10 protein-coding genes and 2 pseudogenes are annotated in these 14,202 nt (G+C 36.8%); 8 read left to right on the top strand and 4 right to left on the bottom strand.

Features of this window, described 5'->3' with window-relative positions:
- Positions 1–10 precede the first annotated feature (10 nt).
- The 6 genes and pseudogenes from ACQV2G_RS03995 (at position 11) to ACQV2G_RS03970 (ending at position 7,340) form a co-directional block, all read left to right on the top strand.
- Positions 11–229, top strand: a complete 219-nt coding sequence (locus tag ACQV2G_RS03995; RefSeq protein ID WP_428876175.1) for a conjugal transfer protein — start codon at positions 11–13, stop codon at positions 227–229.
- Positions 216–2,417, top strand: a pseudogene (locus ACQV2G_RS03990) (leucine-rich repeat protein); the annotation flags it as partial. The gene ACQV2G_RS03995 and the pseudogene ACQV2G_RS03990, both read left to right, overlap by 14 nt.
- Positions 2,418–2,861: 444 nt before the next feature.
- The gene (locus ACQV2G_RS03985; RefSeq protein ID WP_428876174.1) at positions 2,862–4,580 is read left to right on the top strand and encodes a DNA topoisomerase 3; all 1,719 of its coding nucleotides are present in this window, start codon (positions 2,862–2,864) and stop codon (positions 4,578–4,580) included.
- A 54-nt stretch (positions 4,581–4,634) separates the two neighbouring features.
- Positions 4,635–5,588, top strand: a complete 954-nt coding sequence (locus tag ACQV2G_RS03980) for a DNA cytosine methyltransferase (protein WP_428876216.1) — start codon at positions 4,635–4,637, stop codon at positions 5,586–5,588.
- Between the two features lie 83 nt (positions 5,589–5,671).
- Positions 5,672–5,887, top strand: coding sequence for an AbrB/MazE/SpoVT family DNA-binding domain-containing protein (locus ACQV2G_RS03975; RefSeq protein WP_428873331.1), 216 nt, complete (start codon positions 5,672–5,674; stop codon positions 5,885–5,887).
- A complete protein-coding gene (locus ACQV2G_RS03970) occupies positions 5,877–7,340 on the top strand; it encodes an RNA-binding domain-containing protein (RefSeq protein WP_428876173.1) in 1,464 nt (487 codons plus the stop codon). Before ACQV2G_RS03975 ends, ACQV2G_RS03970 begins: the two co-directional genes overlap by 11 nt.
- Before the next feature lie 106 nt (positions 7,341–7,446).
- Here ACQV2G_RS03970 and fni read toward each other — a convergent pair whose 3' ends face one another.
- From fni to mvk, 4 genes are read right to left on the bottom strand one after another with little or no spacing between them, the layout of a single operon-like run.
- A complete protein-coding gene (gene fni, locus ACQV2G_RS03965; protein ID WP_428876172.1) occupies positions 7,447–8,535 on the bottom strand; it encodes a type 2 isopentenyl-diphosphate Delta-isomerase in 1,089 nt (362 codons plus the stop codon).
- Between the two features lie 3 nt (positions 8,536–8,538).
- Positions 8,539–9,687, bottom strand: a complete 1,149-nt coding sequence (locus ACQV2G_RS03960) for a phosphomevalonate kinase (protein ID WP_428876171.1) — start codon at positions 9,685–9,687, stop codon at positions 8,539–8,541.
- Between the two features lie 10 nt (positions 9,688–9,697).
- Positions 9,698–10,696 carry a diphosphomevalonate decarboxylase gene (mvaD, locus tag ACQV2G_RS03955; protein WP_428876170.1) on the bottom strand — a complete coding sequence of 333 codons (999 nt, stop codon included), beginning with the start codon at positions 10,694–10,696 and terminating at the stop codon, positions 9,698–9,700.
- The gene (gene mvk, locus ACQV2G_RS03950; RefSeq protein ID WP_428873337.1) at positions 10,689–11,708 is read right to left on the bottom strand and encodes a mevalonate kinase; all 1,020 of its coding nucleotides are present in this window, start codon (positions 11,706–11,708) and stop codon (positions 10,689–10,691) included. The genes mvaD and mvk overlap by 8 nt, the downstream gene beginning before the upstream one ends.
- A gap of 160 nt (positions 11,709–11,868) precedes the next feature.
- Between mvk and coaA the strand changes: the two genes are divergently transcribed.
- Together coaA and guaA are read left to right on the top strand one after the other, a co-directional pair.
- Positions 11,869–12,816 carry a type I pantothenate kinase gene (gene coaA, locus ACQV2G_RS03945; protein ID WP_428876169.1) on the top strand — a complete coding sequence of 316 codons (948 nt, stop codon included), beginning with the start codon at positions 11,869–11,871 and terminating at the stop codon, positions 12,814–12,816.
- Positions 12,817–13,008: 192 nt separating this feature from the next.
- A pseudogene (gene guaA / locus ACQV2G_RS03940) lies at positions 13,009–13,935 on the top strand (glutamine-hydrolyzing GMP synthase); the annotation flags it as partial.
- Between the last annotated feature and the right edge of the window lie 267 nt (positions 13,936–14,202).

The raw sequence follows: 14,202 nt of genomic DNA, 5'->3' as shown, positions 1-14,202 counted from the left end.
AGGAAGATAAATGAGTCGAAGACTAAAAACAGTTAGAAATAAAATCAATAAAACCAATGAGAAAATAGCCCTACTCCAAGAAGAGTTAGGGCTTTTGTTATTAGAAGAGGAGGAATTAGAGGATCAAGAAATTATTGCAATTTGTAGAAAAAACAAGATAACACTAGAAGATTTAATGAAAAAAATTAAAGAAGATAAAAAGGAGAATAGAAATAATGAAAACATTTAATAAAAAAATAAAAATAGGCTTATTAGCATTTGTAATTGCCTTTACTACCATAGCAAGTTCAATAGTAGCTGGGGCAAAAACAGAAGAATGGAATAAAGATGACTTTCTTTATAGTAATGACACCACCATTATTGCTCTATCTGATAAGGGGATAGAAAAAAGTAAGAAAAACAAGGAATTAAAATTCCCAGAGGGAACAAGAGTTATTCGAGGAAACTATTCGCTTTCCAATTCAGCAGATAGTAAGCGATTTGAAAGAGAGTTTGGTCGAGGTAAACATTGGAGCAAGGTTATTATTCCAGATAGTGTGGAAAGATTAGGTTATGCAACTTTTTATACAGGAAAGATAGATGAGGTAGTCTTATCAAAAAATCTTAAGGTAATAGGCGGACTATCCTTTTTTATGAATGACTTAAAAGAGGTTATCCTACCTGATGATTTGGAAGTTATAGAGCATAACGCCTTTGAAAGAAATAAACTGTCAGAGATTGTTATTCCAAAATCCGTTCGAGAAATTGAACAATATGCCTTTGTCAATAACAGACTTCATACCATTAAGATTTTAGGTAATCCTGAGATGAGTAAGGTGGGTATATTTAGTAAACAAAATGCTTTATATAAGCCTAAGCAAAATCCTTTCTATCAAGACCACTTTGGCTTAAATGGAAAGATTAATTTTGAAAAACTAGCTGAGGGATTAACATTTAAAGAGGGAGAATACTCATTTATTGGCGATGAAGTCGATGAGGTCAAGATGGCATTTAATCTTGAGGGGACAAGCTACAAGGGAGAAATGACTATTGTAAACCCTAAAAAGTATCCGATAGGTACACAGGTAAAGCCTGATGTAAAAGACAAAGAAATTCAGACAGAACCAAAAGAAAGTAAGGATCAGTCAAGTCAAAAAAAGGTTGATGTTAAAATCAGATATCTATTTGAAGATAAAAGTATTTATAATGAAGAGGTAATCCAAGCGGATATTGGAGCTATCTTAGACGGTGGTGACATACCAATGATTTCAGATGATATGGAATTTATGGATGGGTTTTTACTATACGAGGTCAAGGGCGATGGGAATGATTTAATTGAAAGAACAGTTGCCTATATTAAAAAAGACCAAGAAACTCAAACCGAGGAAGATAAAAATGATGCTTCAAGTCAAACGGATTTAACAATGAAAGACTTAGAAGAAATGACAAAGACTAGTGAAGAGTACAAGAAAAAGATTGAAACACTAGAAAAGGATTTATCTTCTACTAAGGATAGTGACCTTGAAAAGGGAAAAGAAATTAAGGACTTAAAAGATAAGTTAGACCAACTTAAAAAAGAGCTTGATGAAAAAACTAATCAGCTTGATAAGGAAAAAGACAAGGACTTAGTTAATAAGATAAAAGATTTAGATAATAGATTAGAAGACTTAAATAAGAAACTTAAAGATTTGGGAAATAAGGAAGATGAAAAACTAAAATCAGAATCCAAGGATTTAGAAAAGAAATTAGAGGAGTTAGAAAAGTCACTTAAAAGCAAGGAGGAAGTCAACCAGATACAAAACAAAACCATCAGTAATCTAGATAAGGAGATTAAGGACTTAAAAAATAAGTTAAATTTAAAGACAAATGAAGAATTAAAAGAAAAAGAAAACAGTCAATTAACATCTCTAATTAAAGAGATGGAAGGAAAGATTAATGAGTTAAAAAACACTTCTAATAATCAAGCTAGTTTATCTTCATCTCCTTTACAAGCTTCTTCTCAAGTAAAGGCAAGTCCAATCACTGAACATACAACCAGCTCAAAGGATTCTAATCAAAAACCAGAAGTTAGTGGAACAAATGATAGTTCTAATGAGTCTAAAAATAATGAAGTAAAAGATGTTCGCTATCCAAATAAGTCAACAGCAAAAGCTCCAGTTAATCCAGTAGAAACATCAGATGGTAAGGCTGTAAATACAAATAAAGGGGTGGCAAGTGCTCCGTCTAAGGCAAGAGCAACAATTGAGGAAAATGTAGATAATGCTAATAATGACTATCCAATACATCGTGGTGATTCTGAGGGACTTGATTATTCAGCAGACGCTCGTCAATTTGTGACCTTTACCACAAAGAATGGAAAAAGCTTCCACCTAATTATCAACCATGACGAAGAAAGTGAAAATGTTATGCTTCTTACAGAGGTTTCAGAAGATGATCTCTTAAATATGGTAGAAAGCAAGAAAGAAGAAGAAAAAGAAGACATTCCTGTTAAGGAAGAAGTTGTTGAAAAAGTTGAGGAAGAACCTGTTAAGGAAGAGAAAAAATCCTCAGCAGGAACATACTTCCTACTTCTTCTAGTAGTTGGTGGAGTAATTGGTGCTGGATATTACTTTAAGGTCATAAAGGGCAAAGAAGCCAGTGAATTAGAGGGCTTTGAAGAAGACTATGAAGAATATTATTTTGATGAAGCCGAAACAAATGATGAAAAAGATGAGGATGATGAATTAATAGAAGCTGAAGAAGAGATTGATACAGAAGATTTATTGTAAGAAAAATTAAAATACTAGAATCTAAAAAGCTCTCCCGAATATGATATAAGATTTGGGAGAAATCTTGAGCGAAGGAGAAATTCTTCGTTCTTTTTTAATTTATGGAGGGAAAAAATGAGATTAGTAATTGCAGAAAAACCCAGTGTCGCCTTAACTATTGCCAAGGTAATTGGAGCTAATAAAAGAAACAATGGATATTACTCAGGTAATGGCTTTTATGTTTCTTGGTGTGTAGGACATTTAGTGGGGCTAGCAAGTCCTGATAAATACGATAAGAAATATGCCAAGTGGACGATAGAGGATTTGCCCATATTACCCAAGGAATATATGTATGAAATTAATCCTAGAACAAAGAAACAATTTAATCTTTTGAAAAAACTAATGGCAAGAAAAGATGTAGAAGTTATTGTCAATGCTTGTGATGCTGGACGAGAGGGAGAGGCTATCTTTCGATATGTCTATGACTATGTAAAGTGTAAGAAGAAAATTGAAAGGCTATGGATATCTTCCATGGAAGATCAGGCTATTAGAGAGGGCTTTTACAAGTTAGAAGATGGGGAAAAATATGAGAACTTGTATGAATCAGCCAAGGCTCGTGCTATGGCAGATTGGTTAGTTGGAATGAACATATCTCGTCTTTATTCTTGCCTTTACAAGCAAAACTATTCAGTAGGAAGAGTACAAACGCCGACTCTCAATATGATTGTTACCAGAGATCAGGAGATTGAACACTTTAAAAAGGAAAAGTATTATACAGTAGAAATTAAGCTTAAGGATTTTAGCTTAAGTACCCAAAGAATTGATGATATAGAAACTGCCAAGCAGTTAAGAAATTTAATCGATGACCAGATAGAAATTGATGATGTAATTGAAAAGGAAAAAGTAACCAAGCCTGATAAATTATATGATTTAACCACCCTTCAAAGAGAGGCTAATAAAATCTATGGCTTTTCTGCTAAAGAAACACTTGATTTAGCCCAAAAACTTTATGAGAGAAAATTAATCTCTTATCCAAGAACAGACAGTAGATACCTAACCCTTGATATGAAGGAAAAAGTAGATAAATACCTCTTTATGCTAAAAAGTGATTTAGAAATTGATGAAAAGAACTTCTTATCGATTTTTGACTCAAAAAAGGTAAGTGATCACTATGCTATTATCCCGACTGAAGCAACACTTGACTTTGATTTTAAAAAGCTTTCGGAAGATGAAAAGAAAATTTATCGATTAATTGAAGCTAAGTTACTCATGTCAGCATCTAAGTCTTTAGTAGAAAGTATGACCAAGGTTATTTATGTCTATGATGGTATGGAATTTACAGCAAGTGGAAAAACGATTATTGAAGAAGGTTTTAAGCAATTTGATTTATCGCAAAAAAAGAATGAAAAGAATCTACCAGTTATTAAAAAAGGCGATATTTATGATGTAAAAGAAACATTAATCAATGAAAAATATACCCAACCACCAAAAGCCTATACAGAGGACAGTCTTTTAAAAGCAATGGAAATTGCTGGTAATAAGGCACTTGATAAAGAAGTGGAAGTTGAAAGAAAAGGAATTGGAACACCTGCCACAAGAGCAGGGATTATTGAGAATTTAATTTATAAAGGCTTCATTGAAAGAGATAAGAAGAATCTTATTTCAACCCATAAGGGGGTATCCCTAGTTGCCATTGTAGGTGAAGAATTTAAATCAGCTGAAACAACGGCTAACTGGGAGATGAAACTAAGTGATATTGCTAAAGGGAAATTATCAAAAGAAGAGTTTTTAAGTGAGATTGAAGGAGAAATAAAAAACAGTATCAATAAATATAAAAACAAAATAGAGGATTAAAGATTAAGGGGACAAGTAATCTTGTTCCTTTTTTACTTTGGGGAGGTGATAGAAATAGAAAAAATAAGAGTTTTAGAATTATTTGGAGGTATAGGGGCGATAAGAAAAGCCCTGATTAACCTTAAATTAGATTATGAGCTGGTTGACTATGTAGAAAATGATAAAAACTGTGTAAAAAGCTATAACGCCCTTTACTCGGAAAATTATCAAGTAAAGGATATTAGAGATTATAAAGCACTAGATATTAAAGTTGACTTATTAATGCATGGTAGTCCCTGCCAAGACTTTTCAAGAATAGGAGAAAAGAGAGGAGGAGCAAAGGAAAGTAAGACTAGATCTAGTCTTTTGTTTGAGACCATTCGAGTAATTGATGAAATGAAGATAAAACCTAAGTGGGTCATATGGGAAAATGTCAAGGGAGTTCTCGATAAAAATATGAGAGCTTCCTTTTTTCATTACCTAGAAGAGATGGAAAGATTAGGTTATGAAAATAAATATGAAATTCTAAATGCTATGGACTTTGGTATTCCTCAAAAAAGAGAGAGAATTTTTGTTATTAGTTGTCTTGAAGAAAATAACTTTTCATTTAAGAACTTAAGAAAAAGAAAGACAAGACCCTTAAAGGAGTTTTTAGAAGAAGATGTTAGTGACATATATACAGTTAGACAACCCTCAATTCTATCTTATTTATCTGACAAACCTCGAAATAAAAATTTTAAGGGAAGGCTACAAGTAATTAAAGATTTTGCCTACACCATTTCTACCAAGCAAGTTAGAGTTCCTAATTCAGGAATTATTGATATAGGAGGTGGAAAATTTAGGTATTTGACAGAAAGGGAATGTTTAAGACTAATGGGATTTGAGGATAAGGATATAAATATACTTGAAAAGACCCATCCAAGAAGAAAAAATTGCACATCAAGTATTTTATATAAACAAGCTGGTAATTCAATTGTGGTAGATGCATTGGAAGCCATAATAAATGAGATAGTTAAACAAGAAAAATAGAAAGTTAATCAACAATAAGACCTTCTTGTTTTTTTGTCATATATTCAGTATAATTAAAAGTAGGAAAAGTAGGAGGTGGTCTAATGGATAATTTTATTGAAAATGCAAAGGTAATGGCTAAGGGGCAGGTGACGATTCCAAAGGCGGTAAGGGATCTTATGGGAATTGCTCCTGGTGATCGAGTTAGCTTTCTAGTCAATCAAGGAAAGGTTCAAATAATAAATTCTAAGGATTATTTGTTAGCCTATGAAGAAAATATGATAAAAGAAGAAAGCAGAGGGGAAGAAGATGAGTCCTGATGAGATACTAGAACTAATTCATAAGGGAGAAACCATAAATGTTGAATTCAAGGAGGCTAAAAATGACTTGAATAAGGATGTCTTTAACTCTGTCTGTGCCTTTAACAACCGAGATGGTGGTTACATTATTTTAGGGGTAAAAGATAATCGAGAAATTATTGGTGTCAATCCAGAAAAAGTTGATAAAATCATCAAGGATTTTACGACTGCCATCAATAATCCTCAAAAAATAAATCCACCCCTTTATTTAGTACCTAAAACAATGGCCATTGATGGTAAGACCTTGATTTATATCAGAGTACCGAGAGGCTCTCAAGTATGTAGGCATAATGGAAAGATATGGGACAGGTCACATGAAGGAGATATCAACATCACAGACCAGTCAGAACAGGTTTATAAACTCTATGCTAGAAAGCAAGGGTCTTATTTTGTAAATAAGGTCTATCCCAAGATAGGTTTGGAGCATTTAGATGAAGAAGTCATAAATAAGGCAAGGACAAAAGCCTTAAGTCGTGATCAAAACCACCTATGGGATACAATGGATAATGAAGAACTTTTAAGAAGTACCAATTTAATCTTGCTTGACCCTGAAAGTAACCAGGAAGGGATTACCTTGGCAGGAATCCTTTTATTTGGTAAGGACTCTACTATTATGTCAGTTCTACCTCAACATAAGACAGATGCAATCTTTCGAGTTGAAAATAAAGACCGTTATGATGATCGAGATGTGGTTATAACCAACCTCATTGATTCCTATGATCGACTTTTAGCCTTTGGGCAAAAACATCTAAATGATTTATTTGTTCTAGACGGGACTTTAAATGTTAATGCAAGAGATATGATTTTAAGGGAGATAATATCCAACACCCTAGCCCATAGGGATTATTCTAGTGGCTTTCCAGCCAAGATGATTATAGATGATGAAAAAATCTTAGTTGAAAATAGTAATCTAGCCCATGGTTTAGGTGTTTTGGATATAAAAAGATTTAAACCCTTTCCAAAAAACCCACCTATATCAAAAGTCTTTCGAGAAATTGGAATTGCTGATGAACTAGGCTCTGGTATGAGAAACACCTATAAATACGCAAAACTTTATTCAGGAGCCGAACCTGTTTTTGAAGAAGGAGATATTTTTAAAACCATCATTCCTCTTAAGGAAATTGCCACGAAAAAAGTGGGTGGGGAGACTGTCGTTCACGGTGACGCTCACGATGTCGTTCACGGTGACGCTCACGATGTCGTTCACGGTGACGCTCACGATGTCGTTCAGTCCAAGGAAGATTTAATAGACTTTATTATAGATAAGATAAGAGCTAACAATAAGATAACAAGAAAAGAAATAGCTGAACAAGCTGGTGTAAGTGAAAAAACTATTGAAAGACGAATTAAAGAAATAGAAAACCTAAGATATATTGGAAGTGGTAATAATGGATATTGGGAATTAGACGAATAAAAACTATTAAGAAAACTCTAGAGTTGTCAAACATATGTTACACAAGGTGCTTCTAAAATGGGCATGCTTATGTCTTAGCGTCTAACAAAAATAAACATTAAAAAAATTAAGTCTTGAAAGTTTCGCTTTTTCGACTGCGTTGGGCAAGAGCGTTGACATCAAGCTGTCTGGCTGTAGCCCAATGGTAACTTTCGCCACTGAGGATTAAATCTGTTTTGCGCAAATCTTCAATTGATTGACACGATAGGAGGAGTAAGGTTCGTTTAAGGGCTGAGGCCCAATCACCTACCCAATCAACGGTCGCATCAACACCTAATTGGTCCACCGAATGCAGAAACTTGCCTGCAATCCCACAACTTTTAGCGCCCAAAGCTAAAGCTTTGACGATGTCTAAAAAGTCGCGGATACCACCCGAAGCTAAAATGTTGATTTGATCTTGAAAATTCAGCGATTCTAGCAAAGCTTCTACACTGGTTTGCCCCCAGTTGGTCAAGCTTGAAAAGTCTAGCTGGTCATTGCGCTGATTTTCAATCTGAACAAAGTTGGTGCCACCACGTCCACCTAGGTCCACCGTTTGGACCCCTAATTCCTTTAGTTCTTGAAGGGTCTCTTGACTCATACCAAAGCCAACTTCTTTAACAATAACAGGCAACCCTAGGTTATCAACGATTTTTTGAATGTTTTCTTTCCAGTTTGAAAAATCACGATCCCCCTCTGGCATTACAACCTCTTGAGCGGTATTTAAATGAATCTGTAAGGCATCGGCTTGAACTAAGTCGACGGCTCTTTTGGCATTTTCCAGATCATGATGGGCTCCCAGGTTGGCTAAGATAAAGCCTTGGGGATTCATTTGACGAATAATGGTAAAGGAATCAGCCACTTGAGGGTCTTTAAGGGCAGCTGAAATAGAGCCGACCGCCATGGTTAAACCAGTACTTGCAGCAACTTGGGCTAAATGCTGATTGTAACTTTTTGTTTTAGGACTGCCACCTGTCATAGCATTTATATAAAAAGGTAAAGAATGTTTTTTACCTGCCCATTGAGTGGATAAATCAATTTGATGGATATGAAGACGACCCAGTGAATGGTGGACAAAACGGACGTCATCAAAGGAATTATTTTTTCTAGTCTTTTGTTGGTCTAAAGCATAACGCAGGTGGTCATCTTTACGATTGGTCGATAAAGAAGAAGTCATTATCTATTCAATCCTTTCTGAGCTTGATTGTGGGGCCACTTGAAGATTTAGGGGCACAATTCCTTGAACTTTCCATTGCTTGAGAATGCTCTCCTTGGTATTTATATCATAACCTAAGGCAATACCGCAATCTCCACCACCAGCCCCTGAACTCTTGCTAGCATAGCCATGTTGATTACCAATTTCAATCAGCTGATTTAAAGCAGCCGTTTCAATGGATAGGTTATAAGCCTTACCTAAGCCAAGTAGTAAGTTACGGTAATTACTGATGGCTTGTTGGATCAGGTCTGCTTGATTATTAATTAGTCCATCTTTTAATTGACGAACGACTGCAGGGGCTTGATCTATAAAGGCTTGGAAAGCTTGTGGCTGAGCAGATATTTGGTCTTTTAATTGTTTGACCAAATTGTCGGTAGAAGCCGTATGCTGAGTCCAGCCAATCAGGACTTGCAAGTCTTTAGAAACGGCTAAGTTTTCAATTATTAAATCTGGCCATTCTTGCTTTAATAAAGCCGTAATCGAAGGAGCGTTAGCGATCATTTCTTTTAAAAGCTTGCGATCAGGTGCCATATAATAGGTCCAACCACCAAAAGCGTTAGCAGCGATATCGCCAAAGCTACCAGAAGCTCCTAGACGCAGTTGACTGATAACGGCTAGGCGGTAGAGCCTCTCAGCTGAAAGCTTGATTTTGTGAAAGTTAAGTATAGCTTGGATGGTACCGACTGTTACGGCACCGCTAGAGCCTAGACCGTATTTTTTACCCGAGTCACTTAATAGTTGTGATCGAATGTGTAAATGAAAGTTTCGACTATTAAAGTTCGATTCTTGTAAGAAGGTGTGGGTCACCTTAGCTGCTTCTATCACGTAACGCCACTGGTCCAGTTGATCTTCTTCTAGGGAATAGTCTTCTGCAACTCTCAAGTGCGAATCATCTGTTTCTAAGCAAAGGGGCGCATAGCCTCCTTGATGGTTTTCAATCAGCCAGCCTTTCTTAGTCCTTTGACGGATTGTCAGCTCAAGGTACTGGTCGACTGCAATCAAGATAGCTGCTTGCTTAGGCGCCAAAACAGCGTATTCACCAGCAATATAGAGTTTGCCAGGGATTTTTATGGTTTGAGTTTGTGATGATTGAAGGCAATGCTTAGGATTCATGACGATCCTCCTAATGATTAATAAGCGGAATTGAGAAGGGTTGAGGTCCGGGGCGAGAGACAATAATTGTTTGCGGGTGAAAGTCTTGCCTCAACTTTTCTTGAATGGCAGGAATTTGACTGTAGGGACAGATGATTTTAACATTCGGTCCCGCATCCATGGTAAAGTAGGCAGTTAAGCCAGTCTTTCTCAGTTGGCGAACGGCTTCCATGGCCTTTAAGGATTCCGCTTGAAAGTAGCTAAAGCTTGGATTAGCTGCCAACATGGTTGCATGCATCTTCATGGCATTATGTTCAGCGATTTGACCGATTTTTTGAATATCTCTAGCCTTAATGGCTGCCTTAATTAATGCTAAATCTTTAGCTACTTCCTCTGCCCATAAAGCGTAGAAAGGCGAAGTTTCAATGGTGTGTTGCATGGCTTGACGGCTGGAAAACTTTTTAGCCTTATGATTGACTACTAAAGCAATCATGCCAATGTCCCAATCGGCATCATCAAAAGCACGAGCAAAACTCGATTGAGAGTCCTCACCTTGTCCTTTTTCCCATTCCACAAAGCCGCCAAATAAAGAGCGAGAGGCAGAGCCTGAACCAAAGCGGGCCATGATTGAAAGTTCTTCTTGAGATAGATTGAGATTTAAGGCCTCATTACAGGCACAGGCTAAAGCAGCAAAGGCTGAGGCCGATGAAGCTAGACCCGCTGCAGTGGGGACGTGGTTGTAACTAATTACTCGTGCTTTTAAATCCGTGTTCTTGATTTGACGAAACGGGTCTAAAAAGCGCGAAATCTTTTGCCGCTCTTGGATAGATTGAGTTTGATCATTTAGGATAAATTGATCCTCGTCATAACTCTTAGAAAAATGCACTTGTGTTTGCGTATAAAAAGCCTCTAGCGTTAAAGAAAGGCTAGAGGTAACTGGCAACATCAAGTCTTGATTGCGTTTGCCCCAATACTTGATTAAAGCAATATTAGTATGGGCTTGAAAATTAGCAATAAAATCTTTAGTCATGATGTGACTCCTTTGCTTGTTCTGCTTTTGAAAGGTTAAGTAGCCATGTTTTTTCTGCACCGGCTTGTTCCATCGATTCAGCAATCATTTGGGCATGAGTTTGATCTTTAGCCAAGGCAATCACGCAACCGCCCATGCCACCACCGGTTAATTTAGCTCCTAAAGCGCCAGCTAACCAAGCGGCATTGACGATGTGGTCAAGGGAAGGGTTGGAAACACCTAATTGGTTGAGATAATAGTGGTTGTAAGTCATTAAACGACCCAGTTCAAGTGGATCTTTTTTACGAATCGCTAGGAAGGCTTGACGCACAAAAAAACCAATCGTTTCCATAGCGCCATTAACAAAGCTAGCCTTACTTTGTCTTAGTTGGGCAACGTGATTGACAGCTAATTTGGTCTGGCCAACTTGACCGGAATCAGCCACTACTAGATAAGCTTCTAAGTCCAAATCAAAATCACGAGCTTGCTGACTCTTACAGTATATAATAGATCGATTGGAAGAAGTTACTAGGGTATCTATCCCCGATGTCGATTGATGGGCAATCACTTCTGCTTCATTTGTAATCATGCGTAAGTGATAATCCTTGATGGTCTTACCATAATAGTCACAAACCGCTCGAATTAAAGCCACAGAAACAGCTGCTGAAGATCCCATACCACGCTCTTGTGGTATTTCAGATAGAATTTCAATATGAAGTGGTCTTTTGGGTAGTTGTTTGGAGTCTAAGGTTAGTTTTAAAGCCATCTTTAAATTATTTAAATGATCCGGTGCTTGTTCAAAAGCTCCCTTATAATAAGGACAGTCAATGGTTGAATAAGCGTAAGCAGAAGGTGTCACTTGGACTTTTACCTGACAGGGTTTGAAAGGAATGGCAATGGCCGGATAGTCATAAACCACGGCATGTTCACCCATTAAAATAATTTTAGAATGAGCAAATCCAAGGCCCAGCTTATTTTTTTTGCTTGAAGTTGATTTCAAAGAATAATGAGGTTTACCGAATGAATGGTTCATGAACTAGCTCCTTTCTGTAAAAGATATATATTAATGGTAGCGCTTATGCTAAAATAAGAGCCAAATTAACCATTAAAAAATACTGTTTCATTGGAGTATTTTAACACATATTACAAGAAGTTTGTATTAATTCATTATGAGACTTCAGTAGGAGGAAGATATGTATTTTGCAATGAACGATTATTATGCCACCTATAATCGTAAAGAATGGCAAGCTTTCCAATCGGAAAATTTAGAGATTTTACCGATTGATGAGCTGGCTAGTTTAGTGTCGCTCCAAGACCGTTTGACGCAAACAGATGTTAGAGAAATTTATGGTCCGTTATTACATTATATTGAAGCAGATTTTCAACATACCATGAAATACAATATGGCTAAACAGGAATTTTTTGCCATGGGGGAAGTGGACCCATTTGCATACCGCAAGGTGCCTTTCATCATTGGAATTTCAGGTTCAGTAGCTGTTGGCAAATCAACGACGGCTCGTTTGCTCCATCAATTGCTAAGTGAGACCTTCCCTAAACGGAAAGTGGAGTTAATCACTACCGATGGTTTTCTCTATTCAAATGAGGTTCTAGAACAAAGAGGGATGCTACACCGTAAAGGTTTTCCAGAGTCCTATGATATGTCCTTACTCTTAGAATTTATGACTCATATTAAGACGCAGACTTCTCCTTTCTCAGTACCGACCTATTCCCATCTATGTTATGACATTGTCAAAGGTCAGTATCAAATCATCAATAATCCGGACATTTTAATTGTGGAAGGGATTAATGTTTTGCAACTTCCTTCCAATCAACAAATCTATGTCAGTGATTTCTTTGATTTTTCGATCTATATGGATGCTGAACAAGAACTAATCCATAAGTGGTTTGTTGAGCGATTCTTGGTTCACTTACAAATGGCGAAAACAGATTCTTCTAATTATTATCATAAAATGAGTAATATGAGTCGAGAAGAAGCCATCGCTTATGCAGATAATGTTTGGTTTACCATCAACTTGCCTAACTTAATCCAACATATTAAGCCAACTCGTTCACGAGCGGATGTGGTCTTGCATAAGTCGGTTAATCACTATATCGACCATATTCACGTTAAAAAATACTAAAACTTATCTTTTGGCTGAATAGATTTAAAAGGCGAACAAAAAGGATAAATTCCGAATAAAAACTTGTAAAAACATACTTTCATTCGCTGAAGCATGATAGAATAAACGCAAGAGATAAAATTTAGGAGGAATACAATGGTAGAAGTAAGAAGACCTGAAGCTATGGAACGTATTTCAAGCCCAGAGATGGCTGAGAAATTTATTGAAGAACAAATTTCCTTAATCAGAGAACAAGTAGGCGACAAGAAAGTTCTATTAGCATTATCGGGAGGCGTGGATTCCTCTGTAGTAGCTGCATTATTAATTAAAGCCATTGGCAAACAATTAATCTGTGTCCATGTCAATCATGGCTTATTGCGTAAAGGCGAGCCAGAACAAGTAGTTGAAGTCTTTAAAAACCAAATGGATGCCAACTTAATTTATTCAGATAGTGTGGAGCGCTTCTTAACGAAATTAGAAGGCGTAACTGATCCTGAAGAAAAGCGGATGATTATCGGTAATGAATTTATCGAAGTTTTTGCTGAAGAAGCGCGCAAGTTAGAAGGTGTAGATTTCTTAGCTCAAGGAACTATCTGGCCCGATATTTTAGAAAGTGAAGACGGCATCAAAGCTCACCACAATGCGGGGGGTTTACCAGAAGACATGAACTTTGAATTAGTAGAACCTGTGCGGATTCTCTTCAAGGATGAAGTGCGTATAGTTGGTGAAACTTTGGGACTCCCTCATGAGATGGTTTACCGTCAACCCTTCCCAGGACCAGGTTTAGGCGTTCGTTGTTTGGGCGAAATTACTCGTGACCGTTTAGAAGCAGTCAGAGAATCAGATGCAATTTTACGCGAAGAATTTGCTAAGAACGGTCTGGCTGAAAAAGTATGGCAGTATTTTACCGTGGTACCTGATTTTAAATCAACTGGTATCAAAGACGGTAAGCGTACTTACGATTGGCCAGTTATTGTGCGTGCCGTCAATACCAAAGATGCAATGACAGCAACCGTCGAAAACATTCCATTCGATCTTATGCAACAGATTGTTGATCGCATTACCCACGAAGTGCCAGGCGTGAGTCGTGTACTTTATGACTTCACACCAAAACCGACAGGAACGATTGAGTGGGAATAGGTCCCGAGATTTTGTAACCCTTGATTTTACTAACTACTCTAAGGGTACGAGTGGTTCATGATACGATTTTGATGCTATAAATAGTGGCTAACCACTGGGAATAAAGAATAATAGAAGAAAATAAAAGACTAGTTAAAGAACAAACCCCTGATTGAGGTAAGAGGCGAGTTAGTAACTAGTCTTTTGATTTTGGCTCTATGTCAAATAGGGTTATGCTATCCAAGGAGATTAAGCAATTAACGGTTGCTTAGTCTCCTTTTCTTTTCT

It is taken from the genome of Facklamia sp. P12955 (assembly GCF_050409565.1).
Classification (GTDB): Bacteria; Bacillota; Bacilli; order Lactobacillales; family Aerococcaceae; genus Facklamia.
This window is presented reverse-complemented; position numbering and strand designations above follow the sequence as displayed.